The organism is Sinorhizobium kostiense (genome assembly GCF_017874595.1).
GTDB lineage: Bacteria > Pseudomonadota > Alphaproteobacteria > Rhizobiales > Rhizobiaceae > Sinorhizobium > Sinorhizobium kostiense.
Map to the genome: position 1 here is coordinate 1173061 of NZ_JAGILA010000002.1, position 21948 is coordinate 1195008.

Here is a 21948-nt window from a genome sequence, read left to right on the forward strand (position 1 = left end):
GGAAGATCAGCAGCAAGGCGCGGCTATCTACGGTTTTTCTGTCCCCTCGAAAAAGCGCTGCGTCGCCGCATCCGCCGGGAAGAAGGATTCGATGACGACACCCTCGAGGAGAGCATCCTGAGTGGAGCCGAAGGTTGAGAGTGTCGTTATGAAGCGCAGTTCCGTGTCGCCAAGGCTGAGTTCAACCGGCAGAACCGGCAGACGATCCGTAGCGGGAAAGTTTTCGAGCGCCCTCACGACGGAGGGAGTGGCGGCGAGCCGGTCAAGGCGCCGCTGCAAAGGACTGCGCGGCCCCTGCAGCCAGGCTTCGATGCGGACCCTCTGCACAAGATCGGCGGCAGTGGCCTCCCAGTTGCGCACGAGCGCGCGCACGCTTTCGGAACCAAGAAAGCCCTCCAGGAAATTCTGCCCCGGCCCAAGCGGCACTTGAGTGGTCTCGACGAGTGCGGAAAAGGCGCCATTGGTCAAAAGGATGTCATATCGGTGATCGAGCACCAGGCCCGGATAGGGATCGTGGCGTTCGAGCATCAGCCGGATGGCGTTGGCGACCGCAGGCGGCATCGCCTCCAGTCCGGAGGCCGGGCGCGTCACCATGCGAGGGCGATAGCCTGCGGCCGAAAAGAGCGCGCCCTGGTCGCGCGCCGGCACGTCGAGCACGGCCGCAAGCCGTAGGATCATGCCCTCAGACGGCCGCGAACGCCCGGTCTCGAGAAATGAAAGATGGCGTGCGGAAATGCCGGCAGCGGTCGCCAGAGCCAACTGACTCATGCGACGATGGTCGCGCCATTCCTTCAGGTGACAGCCGAATTCCATGGGTGCTCCCTCTTTGGCCTCCAGCAGACTTAGCCGAAGCCGACGGAAATTCCATTACCTGCAAGGTAATTGGTTTGATGACCAGAACGCACGACGATCCGACCATCGACAACCGATGGAGATTTGGCATGCTCAACCTTGCAAACCGCTCGATTCTCAACAAAACTTTTCTTGCGGACGGCGTCTTCTCATTGATTACCGGTATGGTACTGATCGTCGATGCGCCGCCCCTCGCCGCTCTGGCGGGCCCGGCAATCTCCCCGATCGTCATGGCGGCCCTCGGCATGGGGCTGCTGCTCTGGGGCGCCTTCCACCTCGTATCCGCGCGCAAGGGAGGTCCGAACATTTTCGCAGCGCGGATCAGCATCGGCGGCGACATTCTCTGGCAGATCGGCAGCGTCACCACTCTCGCCCTCGCCTACGGTTCGCTTTCGGCCATCGGCGTTGGCTTGATCATCATTGGCATGATCGGTGTCGCCGACTTCCTCTACTTCAAGCTAAGGGGAATAGGGCAAACCCACCTCAAGGCGGCCGCTTGATCCTTGAGAGGTGATGATGGCCCGCTCCAAGGCGGGCCATGTCGCCCACACGGCTCAGACCGGTTCCCAGCCGTCCTTCTCGCTGGCGCGATAGATAGCATCGATGAACTTCTGATTGAGGCGCGAGCTTTCAAGCGTCACCACCTCTTCCGGCTCACCCTTGGCCGCCCGCGCGAAGGCTTCCGCCTCGAGCCTGTACTGGCGCGCATCCTGGAAGCGGAAAAGCTGGGATTGACCGTGGTTCTGGTTGGTGAGCTCCACTTCCTCGCGACCGTAGCGATCGGCGTTGAAGGGCGATTTCACCTCGATGTAACCCTTGTCGCCGTGGAAGACCATGACCTGGCGGGCGGCGAGCTGTGTCGCGACGTAGAAGCTCAGCTCGAAATCGCCGAAGTCGGCGCGGACGCTCGAATAGGTATCGGTGCCGAATTCCGGATCCCGCTCCGTATCGGCCTGGACGCGCAGCGGCTCCTTGCCGGTCGAAAAGCGGGTGGCGATGGCTGGGTAGACGCCGATGTCCGGTAGTCCACCGCCGCCAAGCGCCGGTATGTTGCGCATGTTGCCGGGGTCGCGGTTATAGTAGGTGAAGGCTCCCTGAACGTGCCTCAGCCTGCCGATCGCGCCCTCGGCGATGAGAGAGCGCACCTTCCGCCAAACGGGGCTGTAGGTCACCATATAGGCTTCCGAAATCAGTACCCCGTTCCGATCGCGCGCGGCGATCACCGCATCGATTTCCTCCGACTTCAGGGCAAGCGGTTTTTCGCAAAGCACATGCTTGCCGGCATCGGCAGCCTTTATCGCCCACTCCACGTGCTGGGAGGTCGGTAGCGGAATATAGACCGCGTCGATCGTATCGGAGGCGAGCATCTCCTCATAGGAGCCGAAGGCATGCGGCACGGAAAAGCGGTCGGCCATGGCCCTCGCCTTGGCGAGATCGCGACTGGCGACTGCCGAAACGACGCAGTTTTCCGCGTCCTGAATGGCAGGCACGACGAGTTCGCGGCCGATCTTCGCCGTCGACAGAATTCCAAAGCGCAGCATGGGGCAGACTCCTTTTCGGGCGGAAGAAAAAGGGCCGCAATGCGGTTCCCTCCGCTCCTATTGGTGGGATCGCGCCGAGACTATCGCCGAGGTCCATACCTCGCAAGCGGTTAGCGGCGAGACGCAACAGCGATCCGCCAGGTGCCATTCTTTCGGCGCCCGCGCGAAGCGGATGCCCGCGGCCCGACAAGACGCTCCCCTCCCAATCCCGACAGCGTGTGGGCTCTTGTGGTGAGCAATTGAGGAGCGGAAATTATTGTCCCAACCTCGCTGCCTTTGCGAGCGGCGGGAATCCCGGATAAAAAGCCGCATGGCTGCCCTCGTGATTGGCCATGCCCGGCTTCGTCAACAGGCCGCGAGGTTCTGCATAGCTGCGGATCGTACGGCGCGGCCTCTCGTGCCATTGGATGTTGAAAGCCCAGAGCTTCGGGAAGAAGCAGAGCGATGCGTAGGGCAGATGGTCGTGGATCCACCAGGCGAGGTTTTGCCAGCCTCCCGCTTGGCGCTCCCGATCCCAGACCCAGGGGATGACGATGCAGGCCGTTGCGCCGATTGAGCCGTCCGCGTCGCGCATGTCCCAGATATGGTCGGCGGCGGTTGCGGCGTTGGTGGAGCAATTGAGCTTGTTAGCGTTGCCGAAGCCGTTGACGGCGCGGTTGCGGTAAGCGGAGCGGATATGTAGCCGGCCAAAGGTCGCCTGCAGCGGCTCCAGCAGTTCCTCGCAGAGCCTGCGACCCGCTTCAATGGCGAGCTCCGGATCGTCCGGGATGTTCGGAATACGATAGAATTCGGCGATCTCCGAATGAAGGAAATCACGCAGGAAGAAGTTCTTGGACAGACGGACGCGGCCGAGATCCTCCAGTGATTTCATCGATGCGGGTTTTTTCATCTTTCCTCCTGTCGATGCATTCGGCCGACCGGGAACGCTGTCCCCGATCAAACATGCGGCCGGCAGTCTGACCACCCGTTTCCTGCGCAATTGCGAGCAGGATGCGCTCACATGCGTACGCACGATCCCCTTTTGCCGCATCATTGCAACCTGAGGTGATTCCACGGCTCGAGGCGACGAGTATCGCAATTCGATCGCGACACCCTAACTATAGTAGCGTCGAACATACGTCCGCTTCGTGGAGCGGTGTGGATTTTCACGCTCTCCCGCAGGAAATGGAGGGATCAGGAATGTCCGAAGAGCAGGCCATCCGCGCGGTTGTCCACCTCTATGTCGACGGCATGGCCTTCGCGAACGAGGGGGCGTTGCGCAAGGCCTTTCACCCGAACGCCTCGATCGTCGGCAATCTAGAAGATAGCATCGAATGGCTGACGCGCGACGCCTTCATCGCTGCCGTCGTGGAGGAGGAGCCGGCGCCGCCGGATACACAGCCGCTCATGGAGGTGGAGATGATCCAGATTACCGGCGACGCGGCGAGCGCGAAGGTTGTCGATGAGTTCGCCGGTTCGCGCTACACGGACTATCTCTCCCTGTTGAAGGTCGATGCCCGGTGGCTGATCGTGAATAAGGTCTGGCACCGGCACACATAAAGCGGGCAGATTCTTACAGCAGCGAGCGCGAGACAAGCTCGTCGCTGCCCCTCCCAGAAGGGAGAGGCGAGAGCGGATGCGCTCTGCAATCGCTTGTGATTCCTCTGTCTTCCTACTGCAGGTCTCCTTGGTCGACCTCGATCCAAGGGACAACGACACGTAGCAATTCAGAAGCGAGTCTGAGAAGACGGGCGCCGCGCGGGCGCCACGCGCGGTCCGCGGAGCCCCTCCCCTTGCGGGGAGGGGCATTCTCGGCGCGTCGCCGGTGAAGCCAGCGACTCCTCGATTCACGCCCGCAGCACGCCGCCTGTGCTCTTTGCAACGTTGGCGACGATGCGTGAGGTCAGCGCCTCGAAATCCTCGTCGGTCAGCGTCCGTTCGACCGGCTGGATCGTCACTTCGATCGCCACCGACTTCTTGCCCTCGCCCACGGACGCTCCTTCGAAAACGTCGAAGACGTTGACAGCTGTCACCAGCTTGCGGTCGGCGCCGGATGCGGCACGTACGATAGCGGCCGCTTCGACTTGCCGCTCGACGACGAAGGCGAAGTCGCGCTTCACAGCCTGGAAGGGCGAAAGCTCCAGTGCCGGCTTCGTGCGCGTCGCTTTCTTCTTCGGCTCCGGCATGGCATCGATAAAGATCTCGAAAGCGCAAAGCGGACCGGAGACGTCGAGGTCGTCAAGTGTCTTCGGATGGAACTCGCCGAAGGCGCCGAGCACGATCTTCGGGCCGAGCTTGATCGTGCCGGAGCGGCCGGGATGATACCAGGCGGGACCGCCGGCTTCGAACTGGACATTGGCCATCGGCACACCGCAGGCCTCGAGCACGGCGATGGCGTCGGCCTTGGCATCGAAGACGTCGACGGCCTTGCCGCCGCCTTTCGCCACATTCGACCAGAGCCGGCCGGCGCCATTGAGAGATGCAGTGCCGCGGCGGATGCCGCCGGCGACGCGGCGCTGGGTCTCGGGCGTGTCGCCCTCATAGGTGCCGGAGACCTCGAAGATCGCGACATCGCCATAACCCTTGTCGGCATTGCGCTTAGCCGCAGTGAGGAGCCCCGGCAGCAGCGACGGCCGCATGTCGGACATGTCGGCGGCAATCGGGTTGGCGAGCTTCAGCGCCGGCTGACCGCCGCCGAAGAGCTTCGCCTGCTGCTCCGAAATGAAGGACCAGGTGACGGCCTCGAGCATGCCGCGGCTCGCAAGCGCGCGCTTGGCCTGGCGGGTGCGGATCTGCAGCGTCGTCAGGATCTTGCCATTGACCGCGTTGTGGCTCTGAAGCGGCTCGGCGACGATATTGTCGACGCCATGGATGCGCATCACTTCCTCGACGAGGTCTGCCTTGCCATCGACGTCCGGCCGCCAGGAGGGCACCGTGACGCTGAGGCGCTCGCCCGATCCCTCGACGCCGAAGCCAAGCTTTTTCAGGATCGCGATGCTCTCCTCGGGCGAAACTTCGAGACCCGTCAGCCGCTTCACTTCCGAGACCGGGAAATCGACGACCTTGGGCCTGTGGCCCTCATAGCCGACGACGTCCAGCTTTGCGGCCGTACCGCCGCAGAGCTCGAGCACCAGTTCAGTCGCCCGCTCCAGGCCCGGCACCATGTATTCCGGATCGACGCCGCGCTCGAAGCGATAGCGCGCATCGCTGATGATGCCGAGCGTCCGGCCGGTCTTGGCGATGTTCATCGGGTCCCAGAGCGCCGCTTCGATCAGCACGTCCGTCGTGTTCTCGTCACAGCCGGAATGCTCGCCACCCATGATGCCGCCGATCGATTCGAGGCCGTCCTCGTCGGCGATCACCACATTGGCCGGCGAGAGCGTGTATTCGCGGGTGTCAAGCGCAAGCACCCTCTCCCCTTCCTTCGCTCGACGAACCGTCAGGTTGCCCGTGACCTTGGCCGCATCGAAGACGTGCAGCGGTCGGCCCTGATCGAAAGTCAGGTAGTTGGTGATGTCGACCAGCGCGTTGATTGGCCTGAGGCCGATCGCCGTCAGCCGCTGACGCATCCAGTCCGGGCTCGGCCCGTTCTTGACGCCGCGCACGAGGCGAAGCGCGAAGCCCGGGCAGAGGTGCCCGTCCTCACCGAGCTCGAGGCGGACCTTGACCGGGGTTTCGCCCTCGACCGGGAAGGCCGGCGCCGGCCTGGTCTTCAGGGTGCCGAGCCCGGAAGCGGCGAGATCACGGGCGATGCCGTGAATACTGGTACAATCCGGCCGGTTTGGCGTCAGGTTGATTTCGATGACCGGATCATCGAGGCCGGCATAGGCCGCATAACTCGTCCCGACCGGCGCATCCTCGGGCAGATCGATGATGCCGGTGTGATCGTCCGAGATCTGCAATTCCTTTTCCGAGCACATCATGCCGCGGCTTTCGACACCGCGGATATTGCCGATCGCGAGCGTCGCGTCGATGCCGGGCACATAGTTGCCGGGGGCGGCAAAGGCGCCGACGAGGCCCTTGCGCGCGTTCGGCGCGCCGCAGACGACCTGCACGGGCTCGCCGGAGCCGGTGTCCACCCTCAGCACCTTCAGCTTGTCCGCGTTCGGGTGCTGCTCGGCCGAGATCACCTTGGCAATGACGAAGGGCTTGAAAGCTGCCTTGTCGTCCACCTCCTCGACCTCGAGCCCGATCATCGTCAGGCGAGCGCAGATTTCCTCGAGCGAGGCTTCGGTTTCCAGATGGTCCTTTAGCCAGGAGAGCGTGAATTTCATGATTTCACCTGTGTCCTCAAATACTTGCTCTGGCGGTCACGACGACAGGCCGCCGAAAAGCGTCGGCATGTCGAGCGGGCGGAAGCCGTAATGGGTCATCCAGCGGACATCGGCGTTGAAGAAGTCGCGCAGGTCCGGCATGCCGTATTTCAGCATGGCGATGCGGTCGAGGCCCATGCCCCAGGCAAAGCCCTGGTATTCGTCCGGGTCGAGGCCGCCGGCCTTCAGCACGTTCGGATGCACCATGCCGCAGCCGAGGATCTCCATCCAGTCCTTGCCTTCGCCGAACTTCACGATCGGACCGGAGCGGTCGCACTGAATGTCGACCTCGAAGGAGGGCTCGGTGAAGGGGAAGAAGGACGGGCGGAAGCGCATCGTCACCTGGTCCACCTCGAAGAAGGCCTTGCAAAACTCCTCGAGCACCCAGCGCATATTCGCGACATTCGCCGTCCTGTCGATCACCAGGCCTTCGACCTGATGGAACATCGGCGAATGAGTGGCATCGGAATCCTGCCGGTAGGTCTTGCCCGGGATGATGATGCGGATCGGCGGCTTTTGAGCCTCCATCGTGCGAATTTGCACTGGCGAGGTGTGCGTCCGCAGCACCTTGCGCTCGCCCTTCTCGTCCGGCTCAAAGAAGAAGGTGTCGTGCATCTCGCGGGCGGGATGGCCTTCGGGGAAGTTCAGGGCCGTGAAGTTGTAGTAATCCGTCTCGATGTCCGGCCCCTCGGCGATCGAGAAGCCCATGTCGCCGAAGATAGCGGTGATCTCGTCGACGATCTGGCTGATCGGGTGGATGCGGCCGCGCTCGGCCGGCGAGGAGCGCACGGGCAGGCTGATATCGACCTTCTCGCGCGCAAGCCGCTCGGCGATCGCCGCATCCTTCAAGGCCGATTTGCGAGCGGAGATCGCTTCCGTCACCGCGTTCTTCAGCGCATTGATCCGGGCGCCGCGCGTCTGCCGCTCATCCGGGCTCATCGAGCCGAGCGTCTTCAGGAGTTCCGAGATCGAGCCCTTCTTGCCGAGCGCACTGACGCGCACCGCCTCGATGGCCCCTTCGTCGCCGGCGGCATCGATCTGCGCCAGCAATGTCCGTTCCAATGTTTCCAGTTCGCTCATTCTGTCCTGCCTCGATGCGGGAATGGTTCGGGATATCCGTCTTGCATGGCTGCGATCGGCCGGCCGCAGCGCCGAACAAGAAAACCCGCGCCAGCCCAGCCAGCGCGGGTTTCCCAACAATTTTTAGAAACGGTCTTGGGAAAACGCTGGCTTAACGGACAGCGCTTTCAAACTCGTTTGTCGTGCCGGCTTCCTTGAGATAGGCGAGCGCCTTCTTGGCAGCTTCGACCAGCGCGGTGAAGGCAGCCGTCTCATGGATCGCCATGTCGGAGAGAACCTTGCGGTCGATCTCGATGCCGGCCTTGTTGAGACCGTCGATGAAGCGGCCATAGGTCAGGCCGTGCTCACGAACAGCAGCATTGATGCGCTGGATCCAGAGGGCGCGGAAATTGCGCTTGTTCACCTTGCGGTCGCGGTAGGCATACTGCTTGGAACGGTCGACCGCTGCCTTGGCGGCGCGGATCGTGTTCTTGCGGCGGCCGTAGAAACCCTTGGCGGCCTTCAGTGTCTTCTTGTGCTTGGCGTGGGCGGTTACGCCGCGTTTTACACGTGCCATGTCATGATCTCCTTAAAATCCAAATCGCCAGACGTCTTAAAGACCGTTGGGCAGGTAGTTCTTGACGACCTTCTTGCCATCAGCCTCTGCGAGAACCATGGTTCCGCGCGCGTCGCGAATGAACTTGTTGGACCGCTTGATCATGCCGTGGCGCTTGCCAGCAGCAGCAGCTCGAACCTTGCCGGTCGCGGTGACTTTGAACCGCTTCTTGGCAGACGATTTCGTCTTCATCTTGGGCATTTTGCTACTCCATTGTTCTTGATATCTGAAACCGGCTGACGAGGCTTGGTTTCCAGCGTTAAGAACGGCCACGGCATGCCCTGCCGGACCGTTCGGACGGGGGCTTATAACCGGCCGCCCTCAAAAACGCAACCCGGCAACGAAGAAGAGCCGTAGGGCGCGTCCGCTTAGATCCATGTGGCGGATCAATGGCACGAAGTTCCGCAAATCCGGCCGGCGCGCCCATGGAAAAGCCGCCCGGAGGCGGCCTTCCATCACATCGCTCAAACATATCTTGGGCGCTAGTCGCGCAAATCACTTCGGCGCCAGCACCATCATCATCTGACGGCCTTCGAGCTTCGGCTCGGCTTCGACCTTGGCGATCGCCTGAGTATCGTCCTTGACTTGCATCAGAAGCTTCATGCCGAGTTCCTGGTGGGCCATTTCACGCCCGCGGAACTTCAGCGTCACCTTGACCTTGTCGCCTTCCTCGAAGAAGCGGTTCATCGCCTTCATCTTCACCTCGTAATCATGGGTGTCGATGTTCGGACGCATCTTGATTTCCTTGATCTCGACGATCTTCTGCTTCTTGCGCGCCTCGGCCGCCTTCTTTTGGTTGGCGTATTTCAGCTTGCCAAGATCGAGGATCTTGCAGACCGGCGGATCTGAATTCGGTGCGATTTCCACCAGATCGAGACCGGCTTCGTCCGCCATGCGGAGCGCCTGGTCGATCGGAACGATGCCCGTGTTCTGGCCTTCGGCATCGATGAGCTGAACCCGGGGGACCCGGATTTCCTTGTTTGCGCGCGGCCCCTCTTTAACCGGGGCGTCCGCTTTGAACGGTCTGCGAATGGTCGTACTCTCCTCGAGCTGTTACGTACTAAGGTTCAATCAAACGATCAGCGCGATTTCAAACGACGCGCTTGAAACAGTCACTGACGGCAATGTGTGAATTGCGGCTCCAGAGTCAATAGCATGGGCCGTAAGGAAAATCACCACCTGTCGAAGCATTGGCGAATCTGTTTTAGAGGAAAATGCACTCGAAGGGATAGCTGCAGGGGGACATGCGATGTCAGCGACGCCGACCGATACCGAAATCACCCGGATCGAAGTGGGCAAGGGCGATGCTGGGCGCAGTATCGCCATGCGTGTCTTCCGCGCCGAGCCCGCCTCCACGCTGCCCGCCCTCGTCTGGCTCGGTGGCTATCGCTCCGACATGACCGGCACCAAGGCGATCGAGGTCGAGCGCCATGCGCAGGTGATCGGAACCGACTGCATCCGCTTCGATTACTCCGGCCATGGTTCCTCCGGTGGCGATTTCAGGGACGGCACGATCTCGCGCTGGCTCGAGGAGAGCCTTGCGGTCGTCGACCAAGCGACTCGAGGGCGCATGATTCTGATCGGCTCCTCCATGGGAGCCTGGGTCGCGCTCCGCCTCATCGAGGAACTGAGAGGCCGCGGCGAAGGCGAGCGCGTCGCCGGGCTCGTGCTGATCGCCCCGGCCCCGGACTTCACGGCGGAACTGATCGAACCCAATCTGACCGAAGGCGAAAAGGCGTCCCTGTCCGAACGCGGCTATTTCGAGGAACCATCGGAATACAGTGCCGAACCCAACATCTTCACCCGCGCCTTGATTGAAGACGGCCGCCACAACCGGGTGATGAAAGGACCGATCGAAACGGGCTGCCCGGTGCATATTCTCCAGGGCATGCGCGATCCCGACGTGCCCTATGCCCATGCGTTGAAGCTGATGGAGCACATGCCCTCGGACGATGTCGTCATGACGCTGATCCGCGATGGCGACCACCGGTTGTCGCGCGAGGAAGACGTTGCCAGATTGAGACAGGCCATCAACGACCTCATAGCCAAGACCTGATCGTCGTCACCGACCACTGACCTCCCTTCCGCTTTTTCCACAGGCGCGCGCCGGAAGCCCTGCGCCGCAAGGCTTTCCATTGTCCGTTCGTATAGGTTTTTAACCATAAAGGCCAATGCCTCAATCTGTCGATTGACTCAGGCAACCTGCGCATATTAACGTTTTGTTAACGATTAGAGCAGCGTCGGGGAAGACCTTCAAAAGCTGTCATCAACGTTTGATTGCGCGGGCAGGGCCGGCGGGACGAGCCCTCTTCGCGTTGCAGGGGATTTTGTATGACATTTTGGACCGGGGTTAAGGCAAGCGTAGCGGGATTCTGCGCAATTTTCATCTCAGCACATGTGGCAATTCCGGCTCAGACGGGCGCCGCTCCGTGGATGCAGACCGGTTCGGCGACGTCGCAGCCGATCGGCCATTACCAGTTCTGCCAGAATTACAAGGGCGAGTGCAGTGTCCGATCGAGGCCGACCGTGGCGCCGCGGGTCACGGGACGCGGTTGGGCGGTCATCCGGCAGGTGAACGCCGCCGTCAACCGCGAGGTCACGCCGATTACCGATCAGCAGCTCTTTGGTCGGGAAGAGATCTGGTCCTATCCGAATGGACGGGGCGACTGCGAGGATTTCGCGCTCGAGAAGCGCCGGCGCCTGATGCAGAAGGGCTTTTCTGCTGGCGACCTCCTGATGACCGTCGTACGCAAGCCTGATGGTGAGGGCCATGCCGTGTTGACCGTGCGCACCGCCCAGGGTGACTTCATCCTCGACAATCTCGACACCGGCGTGAAGCTCTGGACGCAGACCCCATATCGCTTCCTCAAGCGCCAGGCCACGAACCATAGCGGCCATTGGGTGACGATCGATAACAGCGCGGAAGTGCTCGTCGGCTCCGTCGGGCAGTAGACGAGCAGACAAAGCGGAATTCGAAAGGGCCGGTTTCGGCCCTTTTTCGCGACAAGCGCTCATTGCCGCTCCGTACGTCGGAACGCACAAAAGGCTGCAAGTCTTTGGCTACAGCGCCGCTTCTTTCGGAGGCGCAAAGCTCGCTGCAGCACTTTGAATTACTGCATGTGCCGTCACAACGTAGCCATGAGGTGCTCGGCAAGGCCACGCGGTCCGGCTGTCTCAGATCGACAGATCCAGCGTCTTTTCCTTCTCGATATAGGCGCGCTGTTGATCGGTAATGTAGTCGCGCACGATCGGTGCCGCATCGCGCGAACGCGACAGCTGCATGTGGAATACGAGCTGGCTGCCGGTGCGGAACATCATTTCCGCGCTGACTAGGTAGAATTCCCACATGCGGGCAAAGCGCTCGTCATACATCGCTACCACCTTGTCGCGGTTCTTCTCGAACCGTTCGCACCAGTGGGCGAGCGTCGTCGCATAATGCAGTCGCAGGAATTCGAGATCGGTGACCCAGAGGCTGTTCTGCTCGACCACCTCGAGGACCTCCGAGAGCGCAGGCGAATAGGCGCCGGGGAAAATATATTTGCGCAACCAGGGGCTCGCCATGCCTGGCGGACTCATATGGCCGATCGAATGGAGGACGGCTACTCCGTCGTCGGGCATCAGCGCGTTCAGCTTCTTGAAAAACTCGTCGTAATGATGGACGCCGACATGCTCGAACATGCCGACGGAAACGATGCGATCGAAGGGCCCCTCGACATCGCGGTAGTCCTTCAGCTCGAACCGGACCCGGTCGGCAAGCCCCGCCGCACGCGCCCGCTCGGAGGCGAGTGCGTGCTGCTCCTTGGAGAGGGTGACGCCGACCACCTCGACATTTTCGAGCGCCGCCAGATAGAGAGCGAGATCGCCCCAGCCACAGCCGATGTCGAGCACTTTCATGCCTGGCTTGAGACACAGCTTGGCGGCGAGCAGCCTCAGCTTGTTGCGCTGCGCCGCTTCCAGCGTTTCCTGCGGTTCACGAAAATAGGCGCAGGAATAAAGCATGTTCTCATCGAGGAAGAGCCGGTAGAAGTCATTGCCGAGATCGTAGTGATGGGCGACGTTCTGCTGGGCCTTGCCTTTCGGGTTCGCCTGCTGGCGCCTGCGGAAGCGCATCTTGATCGCACGCAGAAGCTTCTGGATCGGATAGGAGCCGAGAGACAGGCGGTTGATCGAAAAGAGGGTCAGGAAGTCCCTGAGCGTCGAGCCCTCCTCGAAGCGCATGGTGCCTTCCATGTAGGCCTCGCCGGCCGCAAGTTCGGCATTGAAGACCAGGCTGCGATAGAGCCGCTTGTCAGTCAGCCGCATCGTGACGCTCGGTCCCGGATCACCGGAAAAGACATGCCTCTTGCCACCCGCATCAATCACCGTCAGGCGGCCTTTGCGGATGAACGCTTTCATCATATGCGACAGTGGAAACATGCGGTGCCTCGTTTCTCGTTCCGCCTACTGCATGTCTCCTTAAATCGACCTCGGTTTAAGGACAAAGACATGCAGCAATTCAAAGTGCTACAGCGACCTTTGCGCATCTGGTAAGACGCGCGGCGCTGTAGAACGGCGGCATCCTAGCGCCAGGGCCAGGATAAATCGCGCTCAAGTTCATGGCGGAGGCAGATGGGGACGCTTGGGGAGGCGTAGCCTCCTTTTCGAACTCGCCGGTTCATCCGCCTGCCGCTACCTTCTCCCCGCCGGGGGGAGAAGGTATGGCGGCATCGGCTTTCCTTGCTTAAACAGCCATTGCGGGATTCTCGTCCCCCTCGCCGCATGCGGAAAGACGTTGGTGTTAAGTGAGAAGCAACCCGAGTGACCGGTGCGGCCCTCAGTCCTTTGCGCGCTCTACGTAGGAACCGTCTTCCGTCGCGATCACGACGCGGGTGCCCGCCTGGATGTGAGGCGGCACCGAAGTGCGGACGCCATTCGACAGAACGGCCGGCTTATAGGAGGAGGATGCCGTCTGACCCTTGACCACCGGTTCGGTCTCGGTGATCTCGAGGATGACATGGCGCGGCAGGTCGATCGCGATCGCCACGCCTTCGTGGATCGACAGCATCACGGCCATGCCTTCCTGCAGATAGGCCTTCTGGTCGCCGATATCGTCGGCCGACATGACGAGCTGGTCGTAGGTTTCCGGGTTCATGAAGTGGAAGCCTTCGGCATCCTCGTATAGGAAGGTGTGCTCGCGGTCCTCGACGAAGGCGCGCTCGACCTGCTCGGTCGTCCGGTAGCGTTCCGAGACTTTCACACCATCGGAAATGCGACGCATGTCGACCTGCGTGACAGGCGTGCCTTTACCCGGGTGGAAGTTCTGCGCCGTGAGCACGACATAAAGCTTGCCGTCGACATCGAGGACGTTGCCCTTGCGGACAGAAGAAGCGATGACCTTGACCATTAGTCTTCCTTGTAACAGAGGTACGCGGCACGAGCGGGCCTGAATACCGGCCCATGAGGACGCGAGAATGGAGTTCGCGCCGCCACTACCCTAATTTCGCGCGGAATGCCAGCCTAAGCCGGCATCTCGCCCGCAAGAATGCTTGGATCGAACCGATCATGCCGCATGCTTCTCCCTGGTGGACTCCGGATGTCCATGCCGATCGGCGCCCTTTCCTGATCGGGCGCAACCGCATACAGGCGGCGCTGCGCCGCTTTTTCGAAGAGCGCGATTTCATCGAGGTCGACACGGCGGCGCTGCAGGTGTCACCCGGCAATGAAGCGCATCTGCATGCCTTCGCAACCGAGGCGATCGGTCATGATGGCTCGGCCCAGCGGCTCTATCTGCACACATCGCCGGAATTCGCTTGTAAGAAACTGCTCGCGGCCGGCGAGAAGCGCATCGCCTGCTTTGCGCATGTCTACCGCAACCGCGAGCGTGGGCCACTGCACCACCCCGAATTCACCATGCTCGAATGGTATCGTGCCGGAGAGGGTTACGAGACGCTGATGGGCGACTGCGCCGAGATTCTCGCGCTCGCCGCCGAGACGGCGGGCACACGCACCCTCGGCTATCAGGGCCGTGAATGCAGTCCGGCCCTCGAACCGGAGCGGCTTTCGCTGGCCGAAGCCTTCGAGCGCCATGCCGGCATCGACCTGCTTGCATCCATAGCCAGGGACGGCTCGACCGATCGGGCCCGGCTGGCCGCAGCCATGCGCTGTGCGGGCTTACGCGTGGCCGAGGACGACACCTGGGCGGATCTTTTCAGCCGCGTGCTCGTCGAAAAGATCGAACCTGAGCTCGGCCTCGGCCGGCCGACCATCCTTGACGAATATCCGGTCGCGGAAGCTGCCTTGGCAAGGCCGACAGCATACGACAAGCGGGTCGCCGAGCGTTTCGAGCTTTACGCCTGCGGGGTCGAGCTGGCGAACGCCTTCGGCGAGCTGACCGATGCCGCCGAACAGCGCCGCCGCTTCCAGCAGGAGATGGCCGAGAAGGCACGGGTGTATGGAGAGACTTACCCGCTTGACGAGGACTTTCTTGCAGCACTCGCGATCATGCCGGAAGCAAGCGGCATCGCGCTCGGATTCGATCGTCTGGCGATGCTGGCGACCGGGGCATCGCGCATCGATCAGGTGCTCTGGGCACCGGTCGGGGAGGCTGGCGCATGAGCAAAGGCCGCCCGATCAGGACAGCGCGCGAGCTCGCGGATGCAGGGCTCATCGACGCCGCAGCGGAGGAAGCGATCTCCCACGTCGCCTCCCGTTATGCGGTAGCGATCACTCCGGCGGTCGCAAACCTCATCGACCGCGGCTATCCGGACGATCCGATCGCAAGGCAGTTCGTGCCCGATCCTGCCGAACTGACGCTTACCCCGGAAGAGCGGGCCGACCCGATCGGCGACGGCAGTCATAGCCCGGTTGCGGGCATCGTCCACCGCTACCCGGATCGCGTGCTGCTGAAAGCCGTGCATGTCTGCCCCGTCTATTGCCGTTTCTGCTTCCGCCGTGAGATGGTGGGGCCGCAAGGGCTCGGCACGCTGACAACGGCCGAACTCGACGCGGCCATCGCCTATATCGAAACGCATTCCGAAATCTGGGAAGTGATCCTCACCGGCGGCGATCCGCTCGTGCTATCGCCCCGGCGCCTCGGCGAAATCCTGGAACGGCTCCAGGCCATCGACCACGTGAAGGTCGTGCGCTTCCACACGCGCGTGCCGGTCGTCGAACCGGAGCGGATCGATGCGGATCTCGTCGCGGCGCTGAAGGCGAGCGGCAAGACGACCTATGTCGCGCTCCACGCCAACCACCCGCGGGAGTTGACGGCCGAAGCACGCGCCGCGACGGCGCGGCTGATCGACGCCGGCATCGTCATGGTCAGCCAATCGGTGCTGCTCAGGGGCGTCAACGACGATCCGGAGGTACTTGCGGAGTTGATGCGCGCCTTTGTCGAAGCGCGGATCAAGCCCTATTACCTGCATCATCCGGACCTCGCCCCCGGCACCAGCCATTTTCGCCTTTCGATCGAGGAGGGCCAGACGCTCGCCGCCTCCCTTCGCGGCCGCATTTCCGGCCTTTGCCAGCCGACCTATATTCTCGACATCCCTGGCGGCCACGGCAAGGCGGTCATCAGTGCCAGTGCGATTTCGGCCGAGGGCGGGGGCTGCTACACGATCACCGATTTCCGCGGCAATGCGCATTCCTACCCGCCGAAAGGGCAATAAGAACAAGGGCCGCCGGCATGCCGACGACCCATCTCAGCTGTCGATGCAGCGAATGAATCAACCCTGCTTGATCGGCGCAATCGAGATTTCGACGCGGCGGTTCTGGGCGCGGCCCGCCTCGCTGGCGTTCGATGCGACCGGTCGCTCCATGCCGTAGCCCATGGTCGAGATGCGCCGCTGGTCGATGCCGCGGCCGGCGAGATAGTTGGCGACCGAGGCGGCTCGGCGTTCGGAGAGGCCCTGGTTGTAGGAAGCACTCCCGGTCGAATCGGTATGACCATCGACATCGATCAGAGTCTTGTTGAACTTGCGCAGCACGATCGCGACCGAATCGAGCGTCGAGTAGAAGTCCGGGATCACCTGGTCGCGATCGGTCGCGAAGGTGATGTTGGACGGCATGTTGAGGATGATGCGGTCGCCGGCGCGCGTCACCGAGACGCCGGTGCCCTGCAGCTGGGCGCGCAGCTCCGCTTCCTGCTGGTCCATGTAGTTGCCGATGAGGCCGCCGCCGAGCGCGCCGATACCGGCGCCGACGAGCGCGGCGTCACGGCGGCCGGCGGCGCTGCCGCCGACCAGCAGACCGGTCGCCGCGCCAAGGCCTGCGCCGATCAGCGCGCCACCGGCCGTGTTCGACATCTTCTGTTCTCCCGTGTAGGGATCGGTGGTTGTGCATCCGGAAAGATAGATGGCGGCAACAGCCAGAATGGCGCATTTCTTGATCATCGAATCACGGGTCCCCATTGGTGCTGGGCTGCTTCATACCATGGATTGCGGCAGGAAGATGAAGCAGCGGTCGCTTTCCACAGGGGCGGACCGAGAGATGGCTGCACGGCGCCGCTTTCGCCACATTGCTGTCCAGAGCGACGGCTAACCGCCCTTGACTGCGGTTCTCATTAGGACGCGCGGCTCCGTCTGGTGCGGAGAGCGGAGTCGCATTCGGCACCAGGATAGATTACTGAAGGTAAGTCGAGACGCGGCGCTCCTTGCATTGGCGGAAGTTGCAGGCGGACCAGCGCGAATGGAGAAGGGGCAGACATGACGATCGAGTTCGGCGATACGGAACGCAGTCTCAGTGGCACGCTCACCGGCATGATCGCTTCGATCCGCGGCGACACGATCACCCTGCGCCAGCTGATGGTTCAAATCGGAGAGCAGGGCTTCCTGCTTCTTTGCGCGCTGCTGACGCTACCGTTCCTGATCCCGGTATCGATACCCGGGGTGAGCACCGTATTCGGTGCAGCTATCATTCTCATCTCCCTGGCGATCACGTTGAACCGTCTCCCCTGGTTGCCCCGGCGCATTCTCGACCGGCAGATCGAGACAGAGAAGCTCGTGCCGACACTCAGGAAAGGAGCGGAACTCGTCTCGAAGCTCGACCGCTTCGTGCGGCCCCGCCTGCATGGGCTGACGCAGGGCGCGTTGATGAATCGCTTCAACGGTCTGATGATCATGGCTGGTGGCGTACTGCTGATGTTTCCGCTCGGGCTGATCCCGTTGTCGAATACGCTGCCGGCGATCGCCATCCTGCTCCTGTCGCTCGGCATCATCCAGCGCGATGGGCTGATGGTGGCCGCGGGCTATCTCTTTCTCGTCGCGACCACGATCTATTTCACCATTCTTGCCTATGCTGCATTTGCGGCCGGCCAGGGACTTTCGACCTTCTTCATCTCCTGAGGCGTCAGGCCAAAAGCGAATCGAGGCGCTTGTAGCTGCCGAAATCGGTACGGATATTGAGCCGCCCCATCATCGCTTCTCGGTCGAGGCGCAGTTCCCCGTCCAGTCGAGCGAGAGCCGCGGCGACCCGAGGCGCGACCTCCTCGCTCGCAAACTCGATCATCGTGACGAAGTTGAACACGCCTGGACCGGAGTTCTGTTCCAGGATCCAGTCGCGTACATAACCGTCCTGGCCTCGGACGACAGCAAAGGTCTTCGCCACGAGGTCGAGGAACTCGTCTCGCGCGTCCGGCGGCACAGCGAATTTGTTGACACGGTACAGGGGCTGCAACACGGGCTGCTCAATCCCACTCATAGACTTCTCCTCTGAAAACCCAACCGCCGCCATGGCGGCCTCACAAGCGGGATCATTGGTACGACCTCAACTATGGTTGAGGTCAACAGCCGATCGGAGAAAAAAATCAGCGGGCGATGCCCTTGAGCACATTGGCGACGTTCGGGCCAATCTCCGGCACGCCATAGCCGCCCTCCATACACACGACGATCGGCAGGCCCGTCTCCTCCAAGCCTTGGCCCATGCGGAGATAATCCTCCGACTTCAGCTTGAAGAAGCTGATCGGATCGCGCTCGAAGGTGTCGACGCCGAGCGAGAGAACGAGGGCTTCCGCGCCGAAGCGGGCGATGCGTGAGAGTGCGTCGTCCATCGCCGCGCTCCAGGTCTCGAAGGTCGTGCCGCGCGGCAGGGGGTAATTCTTCGTCGAGCCAAGCCCGGCGCCTGTCCCCTCCTCATCGGCGAAACCGAGGAAATGCGGGAAGGCATCGACGGGGTCGCCGTGCAGCGAGGCGAAAAAAACGTCGCCGCGTTCGTAGAAGATATCCTGCGTGCCATTGCCGTGGTGGAAGTCGACGTCGAGGACGGCGACCTTCGCCGCGCCAAGATCGCGCAGGCGCTGGGCCGCGCAGGCTGCGTTGTTGATGAAGGAATAGCCGCCGAAGAGGTCGATCGCGGCATGATGGCCGGGCGGACGGCAAAGCGCGAAGGCGGCAGGATTGCCGGCTGCGACATGCTCCGCCGCCGAGATCGCGCAATCCATCGCGGCGCGCGCGGCGGCGAAGGTGCCTTCTGTGATCGCCGTTTCGGCGGCGAAGGCATAATAGCCGAGCGCACCGTCGATATCCCTCGGCGGATGCTGGCGCATTCGTCGCGCCGGGAAGCAGGCCGGAATCGCCTCTCCCCGATATCCGTCAGCCACCCAGCGGTCCCAGGCGGTCTCGAGGAATTCGAGATAGTCCGCCGAATGGAGTTTCAGTGCCGTTTCCATGCCATGGCGGACGGGCGCGACGATATCGGAAAAGCCGGCATCCTGGACTGCCGCAAGGATCCACTCGGCCCGAAACGGCGCCTCAAAGGGCGGAACGAGTTCGCCGCCATGCAGCTCGGTGCGGGCGTCTCTGAGCTTGTGGTCTTGGGAATAGAAAACGCGCATTTTTGGGGGGTCCTGATTTGTGGAAATTCGTAGCGACACTACTTCACGATTCGACAACGTGGAATCGTCTCGAGTGGCTGGTGAAGCCCTCATCCCGCTGCCGCGACCTTCTCCCCGAAGGCGGGGAGAAGGGACACGCGGCACCGTCCGCGCCAAGCCCCAAGGACGGACTGAAAGGCGTGCGGCTAGCCGACCTTCTCCCCGTCAAACGGGGAGAAGGTCGCGGCAGCGAATGAGGGCACTAAGCCGACAGATGCTTATAGAAGAACGTCGTCGCACAATAGCGGCCGTCCGGCATCAGCGCATAATCGGGAACGACGCCCGCCCGTAACCAGCCAAAGCGCTCGTAGATGGCCTCGGCTGGCTCGCCGGTGGCGGTATCGAGCACCAACACACGCCGTCCCCTTTTCACCGCTTCGGCCTCCGCTTGCTCCATCAGCCGGCGCGCTAGGCCGAGGCCGCGCGCCTGTCGATGCACCAGCAACTTCTTGATATCGGCGCGATGCGGCTGGTTCGGCATCGTCGCGAGGCCGAGCTGGACCGTGCCAACCGCGCGCCCGTCCACTTCGGCGACGATCAGAACAATCTCGCTTCGGTCAACCGCTGCCGCAACGCCTTCCCAGAAGGGTCGCGCATCCTGAGGCGCAAAAGGTTGCATGAAGCCGACGGATGCTCCGCCCTCGACGCAATCGGCAAGCACTTCGGCGAGCGCCGGCAGCGCTGCGCGCGCTTCTTCTTCGGTAAGGACGCGGATGGTTACGTCAGGCATAGGTTACACCTTGGTGCGGCAGAGGATGACGGCGTAATGCGCCGGTTCGTCATAGGGATTGTGAAAGACATGGGCTTCTTCGAGCCCCATGAAGAGGCAGTCGCCCGCCTCGAGCACCTGCGGCCCGCTCTCGATCGTCAGTTCCAATCGTCCGGAGAAGAGCCAGAGATGCTGGGTGATGCCGCGGTCGGCCGGCTGGCGCTCGAAGACGACGCGGGCGCGCGGCGGAAATTCGACCTCGACGATGTCGACCGACGAACCGAGGCCTTCCGGCGAAACCGATCGCCGCACATAACCGCTTTCCGGGTCGCGCCACAGCCGCTGCTCCGCGCGTCGCGCAATCGGCGAGGCGTTCTCGCTCGTCGAGGCGAAGAGCGCCGAGAGCGTCGTGCCGAGCGCGCTGCAGAGCTTGGCGAGCAATTGGGCCGTCGGACTGGCCTCGCCGCGCTCGACGCGCGAGATCATGGCGCGGCTCACGCCGGAGCGCGCGGCCAAGTCGTCCAGCGTCAGCGCCTGCTCGATGCGCAGTTCGCGCACCCGCTCACCGATCGTTCGTTCAAGGGAAACCGCGGCCTGCTCCATTATCCGAGATTGCATTTCTCTTATAGTGGAGTCAAGCCGGCGCAAAATAAATTCCGCCTATGCCGCTCAAGCGACAATGCGACGCCCCCGCCCGCGCTAGGGTGTGCCCGTGGCCGCAGGAGGACAGGCGCATGCAAAGGGACCCTTCGTCGCTCTGGTCGATTGCCAGCATCGTCGCCTCGATGACGGCCGTTGCGATCGGCAATGGGATGATGCTCGCCTATGTCCCCTTCGTGCTGACGCGCTCGGCGGCCCCGGACTGGGTCGCCGGCGCGGCGGTAACGGCAATCGCGTTCGGCGGTCTCGTCGGCTGCGTTGTGGCAGGCCCGCTCATTCGCCGCGTCGGCCATGCGCGGGCTTTCTCCTGTTCGATGGCGCTCGTCATCCTCGCCGCGGTCCTGATCAGCCTTGGCGTCAACCCGTTCCTCTGGGTCTTCGCCCGCGCGCTTTACGGCGCTGCCGCCAATACCAACTTCATCATCACCCAGAGCTGGCTCAACCATGCAAGCGACAATCACTGGCGCGGCAAGGCCATGGCGCTCTTCTACATGGCCTATGTGATAGGGCTCGGGGCCGGCGCCTGGCTTTTCGGCCAGGTCCCCGTCGAGGGCAATATCGCGCCGATCGTGACGATCTTCTTCACGGCGATCGCGATCCTGCCGATCGGGCTCACCCGCCTGCCGACGCCCCCCGCTCCTGCCAAGGCCAGCATCGACATCGCCATGGCCTGGCGCAATTCCCCGGTCGCCTTCATCGGCGTGCTCGCTTCCGGCGGGCTGTCGATGCTGGTCCAGGGCTTCACGCCGATCTATGCCGCCGCCAATGCGGTAAGCCAGGAGAGTGTTGCGACGCTGATGTTCGTCATGCAGTTCGGGCTGATCCTCATTCAGTACCCGATGGGGGCGCTTTCCGACCGCATCGATCGTCGCCTCGTGCTCGTCGCCACCTGCGCACTCATCGTCGCGGCGGGCCTTGCGGCACTTGTCGTCTCCTTCGGCAGTTTTCTCCTGCTGATATTCGTCTTTGCGATCTTTGCCGGCGCGGTAGAAACCGTTTATTCGATCGCCAATGCCCACGCCAACGACCGCACGGATCCCGAAGATTTCGTGCCGCTTGCCAGCACCATGCTGGTGGCCTGGTCGGCGGCGGCGACGGTCGTGCCGATGCTCGTGACCATGCTGACGCCCGTCTTCGGCGTGCATCTGTTCATCCACGCGACGAACGTGGTGGCTGTCGTCTACGCAGTCTTCGTGCTGTTCCGCCTGCGCATGCGCGAGCGGGTGCCCCCGCAGCTCTGCGAGACCTTCGAAATCAGGAGCGCGCAGGTGCCGAATGCACGGGCCTTCGCCGAGGCCGAAGCCGGAGGCGGAATGGCCGCGCCACACCGGGATTTATAGTGAACGAAGCCTTCATTTCCCGCTTTGCGCCGC

The 21948-nt window shown here is 62.6% G+C and carries 23 protein-coding genes; 8 read left to right on the forward strand and 15 right to left on the reverse strand.

Features of this window, described 5'->3' with window-relative positions:
• Positions 1 to 27 precede the first annotated feature (27 nt).
• Positions 28 to 813 (reverse strand): helix-turn-helix domain-containing protein, encoded by a 786-nt coding sequence (locus J2Z31_RS11985; RefSeq protein WP_209602102.1) that lies wholly within the window; start codon positions 811 to 813, stop codon positions 28 to 30.
• A 128-nt stretch (positions 814 to 941) separates the two neighbouring features.
• Between J2Z31_RS11985 and J2Z31_RS11990 the strand changes: the two genes are divergently transcribed.
• Positions 942 to 1352, forward strand: coding sequence for a hypothetical protein (locus tag J2Z31_RS11990; protein ID WP_209602103.1), 411 nt, complete (start codon positions 942 to 944; stop codon positions 1350 to 1352).
• 54 nt (positions 1353 to 1406) lie between these two features.
• Here J2Z31_RS11990 and J2Z31_RS11995 read toward each other — a convergent pair whose 3' ends face one another.
• Both J2Z31_RS11995 and J2Z31_RS12000 read right to left on the reverse strand, forming a co-directional pair.
• Positions 1407 to 2393, reverse strand: coding sequence for a Gfo/Idh/MocA family protein (locus tag J2Z31_RS11995; RefSeq protein WP_209602104.1), 987 nt, complete (start codon positions 2391 to 2393; stop codon positions 1407 to 1409).
• A 253-nt stretch (positions 2394 to 2646) separates the two neighbouring features.
• A complete protein-coding gene (locus J2Z31_RS12000; RefSeq protein WP_209602105.1) occupies positions 2647 to 3282 on the reverse strand; it encodes a hypothetical protein in 636 nt (211 codons plus the stop codon).
• Positions 3283 to 3572: 290 nt separating this feature from the next.
• On the opposite strand from J2Z31_RS12000, the gene J2Z31_RS12005 reads away from it, so the two are divergent.
• Positions 3573 to 3932, forward strand: a complete 360-nt coding sequence (locus J2Z31_RS12005) for a nuclear transport factor 2 family protein (protein ID WP_209602106.1) — start codon at positions 3573 to 3575, stop codon at positions 3930 to 3932.
• A gap of 287 nt (positions 3933 to 4219) precedes the next feature.
• Here the strand turns inward: J2Z31_RS12005 and pheT are convergent, their stop codons facing one another.
• The 5 genes from pheT to infC form a co-directional block, all read right to left on the reverse strand.
• Complete coding sequence (gene pheT, locus J2Z31_RS12010; protein ID WP_209602107.1) at positions 4220 to 6646, reverse strand: phenylalanine--tRNA ligase subunit beta; 2427 nt, start codon at positions 6644 to 6646, stop codon at positions 4220 to 4222.
• A gap of 36 nt (positions 6647 to 6682) precedes the next feature.
• Positions 6683 to 7765 carry a phenylalanine--tRNA ligase subunit alpha gene (pheS, locus tag J2Z31_RS12015; protein WP_209602108.1) on the reverse strand — a complete coding sequence of 361 codons (1083 nt, stop codon included), beginning with the start codon at positions 7763 to 7765 and terminating at the stop codon, positions 6683 to 6685.
• A gap of 151 nt (positions 7766 to 7916) precedes the next feature.
• Entirely contained in the window at positions 7917 to 8321 is a 405-nt protein-coding gene (rplT, locus tag J2Z31_RS12020) for a 50S ribosomal protein L20 (RefSeq protein ID WP_209602109.1), read from the reverse strand.
• A 36-nt stretch (positions 8322 to 8357) separates the two neighbouring features.
• The gene (gene rpmI, locus J2Z31_RS12025; protein WP_026613581.1) at positions 8358 to 8561 is read right to left on the reverse strand and encodes a 50S ribosomal protein L35; all 204 of its coding nucleotides are present in this window, start codon (positions 8559 to 8561) and stop codon (positions 8358 to 8360) included.
• A 294-nt stretch (positions 8562 to 8855) separates the two neighbouring features.
• Positions 8856 to 9392 (reverse strand): translation initiation factor IF-3, encoded by a 537-nt coding sequence (infC, locus tag J2Z31_RS12030; protein ID WP_209602306.1) that lies wholly within the window; start codon positions 9390 to 9392, stop codon positions 8856 to 8858.
• 217 nt (positions 9393 to 9609) lie between these two features.
• On the opposite strand from infC, the gene J2Z31_RS12035 reads away from it, so the two are divergent.
• A complete protein-coding gene (locus J2Z31_RS12035) occupies positions 9610 to 10416 on the forward strand; it encodes an alpha/beta hydrolase (RefSeq protein ID WP_209602110.1) in 807 nt (268 codons plus the stop codon).
• 275 nt (positions 10417 to 10691) lie between these two features.
• The gene (locus tag J2Z31_RS12040; RefSeq protein ID WP_209602111.1) at positions 10692 to 11312 is read left to right on the forward strand and encodes a transglutaminase-like cysteine peptidase; all 621 of its coding nucleotides are present in this window, start codon (positions 10692 to 10694) and stop codon (positions 11310 to 11312) included.
• Between the two features lie 222 nt (positions 11313 to 11534).
• Here the strand turns inward: J2Z31_RS12040 and J2Z31_RS12045 are convergent, their stop codons facing one another.
• Both J2Z31_RS12045 and efp read right to left on the reverse strand, forming a co-directional pair.
• The gene (locus J2Z31_RS12045; protein ID WP_209602112.1) at positions 11535 to 12776 is read right to left on the reverse strand and encodes an SAM-dependent methyltransferase; all 1242 of its coding nucleotides are present in this window, start codon (positions 12774 to 12776) and stop codon (positions 11535 to 11537) included.
• 397 nt (positions 12777 to 13173) lie between these two features.
• Entirely contained in the window at positions 13174 to 13743 is a 570-nt protein-coding gene (gene efp / locus J2Z31_RS12050; RefSeq protein WP_209602113.1) for an elongation factor P, read from the reverse strand.
• 158 nt (positions 13744 to 13901) lie between these two features.
• On the opposite strand from efp, the gene epmA reads away from it, so the two are divergent.
• Together epmA and J2Z31_RS12060 are read left to right on the forward strand one after the other, a co-directional pair.
• A complete protein-coding gene (gene epmA, locus J2Z31_RS12055; RefSeq protein WP_209602114.1) occupies positions 13902 to 14954 on the forward strand; it encodes an EF-P lysine aminoacylase EpmA in 1053 nt (350 codons plus the stop codon).
• Positions 14951 to 16006 (forward strand): lysine-2,3-aminomutase-like protein, encoded by a 1056-nt coding sequence (locus J2Z31_RS12060; RefSeq protein WP_209602115.1) that lies wholly within the window; start codon positions 14951 to 14953, stop codon positions 16004 to 16006. The genes epmA and J2Z31_RS12060 overlap by 4 nt, the downstream gene beginning before the upstream one ends.
• A gap of 57 nt (positions 16007 to 16063) precedes the next feature.
• On the opposite strand, the gene J2Z31_RS12065 is transcribed toward J2Z31_RS12060, so the two are convergent.
• The gene (locus tag J2Z31_RS12065) at positions 16064 to 16729 is read right to left on the reverse strand and encodes an OmpA family protein (protein WP_209602116.1); all 666 of its coding nucleotides are present in this window, start codon (positions 16727 to 16729) and stop codon (positions 16064 to 16066) included.
• A 312-nt stretch (positions 16730 to 17041) separates the two neighbouring features.
• On the opposite strand from J2Z31_RS12065, the gene J2Z31_RS12070 reads away from it, so the two are divergent.
• Complete coding sequence (locus J2Z31_RS12070) at positions 17042 to 17680, forward strand: exopolysaccharide biosynthesis protein (protein WP_209602117.1); 639 nt, start codon at positions 17042 to 17044, stop codon at positions 17678 to 17680.
• A gap of 4 nt (positions 17681 to 17684) precedes the next feature.
• Here J2Z31_RS12070 and J2Z31_RS12075 read toward each other — a convergent pair whose 3' ends face one another.
• The 4 genes from J2Z31_RS12075 to J2Z31_RS12090 form a co-directional block, all read right to left on the reverse strand.
• On the reverse strand, positions 17685 to 18035 hold the full coding sequence (locus J2Z31_RS12075; RefSeq protein WP_209602118.1) for an antibiotic biosynthesis monooxygenase family protein: 351 nt from the start codon (positions 18033 to 18035) through the stop codon (positions 17685 to 17687).
• A 106-nt stretch (positions 18036 to 18141) separates the two neighbouring features.
• Positions 18142 to 19167, reverse strand: coding sequence for a histone deacetylase family protein (locus J2Z31_RS12080; protein ID WP_209602119.1), 1026 nt, complete (start codon positions 19165 to 19167; stop codon positions 18142 to 18144).
• Positions 19168 to 19408: 241 nt separating this feature from the next.
• The gene (locus tag J2Z31_RS12085; protein ID WP_209602120.1) at positions 19409 to 19936 is read right to left on the reverse strand and encodes a GNAT family N-acetyltransferase; all 528 of its coding nucleotides are present in this window, start codon (positions 19934 to 19936) and stop codon (positions 19409 to 19411) included.
• Positions 19937 to 19939: 3 nt separating this feature from the next.
• Positions 19940 to 20518, reverse strand: a complete 579-nt coding sequence (locus tag J2Z31_RS12090) for a helix-turn-helix domain-containing protein (protein WP_209602307.1) — start codon at positions 20516 to 20518, stop codon at positions 19940 to 19942.
• A gap of 131 nt (positions 20519 to 20649) precedes the next feature.
• Here J2Z31_RS12090 and J2Z31_RS12095 point away from each other — a divergent pair, with 131 nt between their 5' ends.
• Complete coding sequence (locus J2Z31_RS12095; protein WP_209602121.1) at positions 20650 to 21915, forward strand: MFS transporter; 1266 nt, start codon at positions 20650 to 20652, stop codon at positions 21913 to 21915.
• Positions 21916 to 21948 lie beyond the last annotated feature (33 nt).

Bases quoted from the DNA above. Each gene is read 5' to 3' on its own strand.
- J2Z31_RS11985 (WP_209602102.1), bottom strand. From the start codon at position 813: ATGGAATTCGGCTGTCACCTGAAGGAATGGCGCGACCATCGTCGCATG.
- J2Z31_RS11990 (WP_209602103.1), top strand. From the start codon at position 942: ATGCTCAACCTTGCAAACCGCTCGATTCTCAACAAAACTTTTCTTGCG.
- J2Z31_RS11995 (WP_209602104.1), bottom strand. From the start codon at position 2,393: ATGCTGCGCTTTGGAATTCTGTCGACGGCGAAGATCGGCCGCGAACTC.
- J2Z31_RS12000 (WP_209602105.1), bottom strand. From the start codon at position 3,282: ATGAAAAAACCCGCATCGATGAAATCACTGGAGGATCTCGGCCGCGTC.
- J2Z31_RS12005 (WP_209602106.1), top strand. From the start codon at position 3,573: ATGTCCGAAGAGCAGGCCATCCGCGCGGTTGTCCACCTCTATGTCGAC.
- pheT (WP_209602107.1), bottom strand. From the start codon at position 6,646: ATGAAATTCACGCTCTCCTGGCTAAAGGACCATCTGGAAACCGAAGCC.
- pheS (WP_209602108.1), bottom strand. From the start codon at position 7,765: ATGAGCGAACTGGAAACATTGGAACGGACATTGCTGGCGCAGATCGAT.
- rplT (WP_209602109.1), bottom strand. From the start codon at position 8,321: ATGGCACGTGTAAAACGCGGCGTAACCGCCCACGCCAAGCACAAGAAG.
- rpmI (WP_026613581.1), bottom strand. From the start codon at position 8,561: ATGCCCAAGATGAAGACGAAATCGTCTGCCAAGAAGCGGTTCAAAGTC.
- J2Z31_RS12035 (WP_209602110.1), top strand. From the start codon at position 9,610: ATGTCAGCGACGCCGACCGATACCGAAATCACCCGGATCGAAGTGGGC.
- J2Z31_RS12040 (WP_209602111.1), top strand. From the start codon at position 10,692: ATGACATTTTGGACCGGGGTTAAGGCAAGCGTAGCGGGATTCTGCGCA.
- J2Z31_RS12045 (WP_209602112.1), bottom strand. From the start codon at position 12,776: ATGTTTCCACTGTCGCATATGATGAAAGCGTTCATCCGCAAAGGCCGC.
- efp (WP_209602113.1), bottom strand. From the start codon at position 13,743: ATGGTCAAGGTCATCGCTTCTTCTGTCCGCAAGGGCAACGTCCTCGAT.
- epmA (WP_209602114.1), top strand. From the start codon at position 13,902: ATGCCGCATGCTTCTCCCTGGTGGACTCCGGATGTCCATGCCGATCGG.
- J2Z31_RS12060 (WP_209602115.1), top strand. From the start codon at position 14,951: ATGAGCAAAGGCCGCCCGATCAGGACAGCGCGCGAGCTCGCGGATGCA.
- J2Z31_RS12065 (WP_209602116.1), bottom strand. From the start codon at position 16,729: ATGATCAAGAAATGCGCCATTCTGGCTGTTGCCGCCATCTATCTTTCC.
- J2Z31_RS12070 (WP_209602117.1), top strand. From the start codon at position 17,042: ATGACGATCGAGTTCGGCGATACGGAACGCAGTCTCAGTGGCACGCTC.
- J2Z31_RS12075 (WP_209602118.1), bottom strand. From the start codon at position 18,035: ATGAGTGGGATTGAGCAGCCCGTGTTGCAGCCCCTGTACCGTGTCAAC.
- J2Z31_RS12080 (WP_209602119.1), bottom strand. From the start codon at position 19,167: ATGCGCGTTTTCTATTCCCAAGACCACAAGCTCAGAGACGCCCGCACC.
- J2Z31_RS12085 (WP_209602120.1), bottom strand. From the start codon at position 19,936: ATGCCTGACGTAACCATCCGCGTCCTTACCGAAGAAGAAGCGCGCGCA.
- J2Z31_RS12090 (WP_209602307.1), bottom strand. From the start codon at position 20,518: ATGGAGCAGGCCGCGGTTTCCCTTGAACGAACGATCGGTGAGCGGGTG.
- J2Z31_RS12095 (WP_209602121.1), top strand. From the start codon at position 20,650: ATGCAAAGGGACCCTTCGTCGCTCTGGTCGATTGCCAGCATCGTCGCC.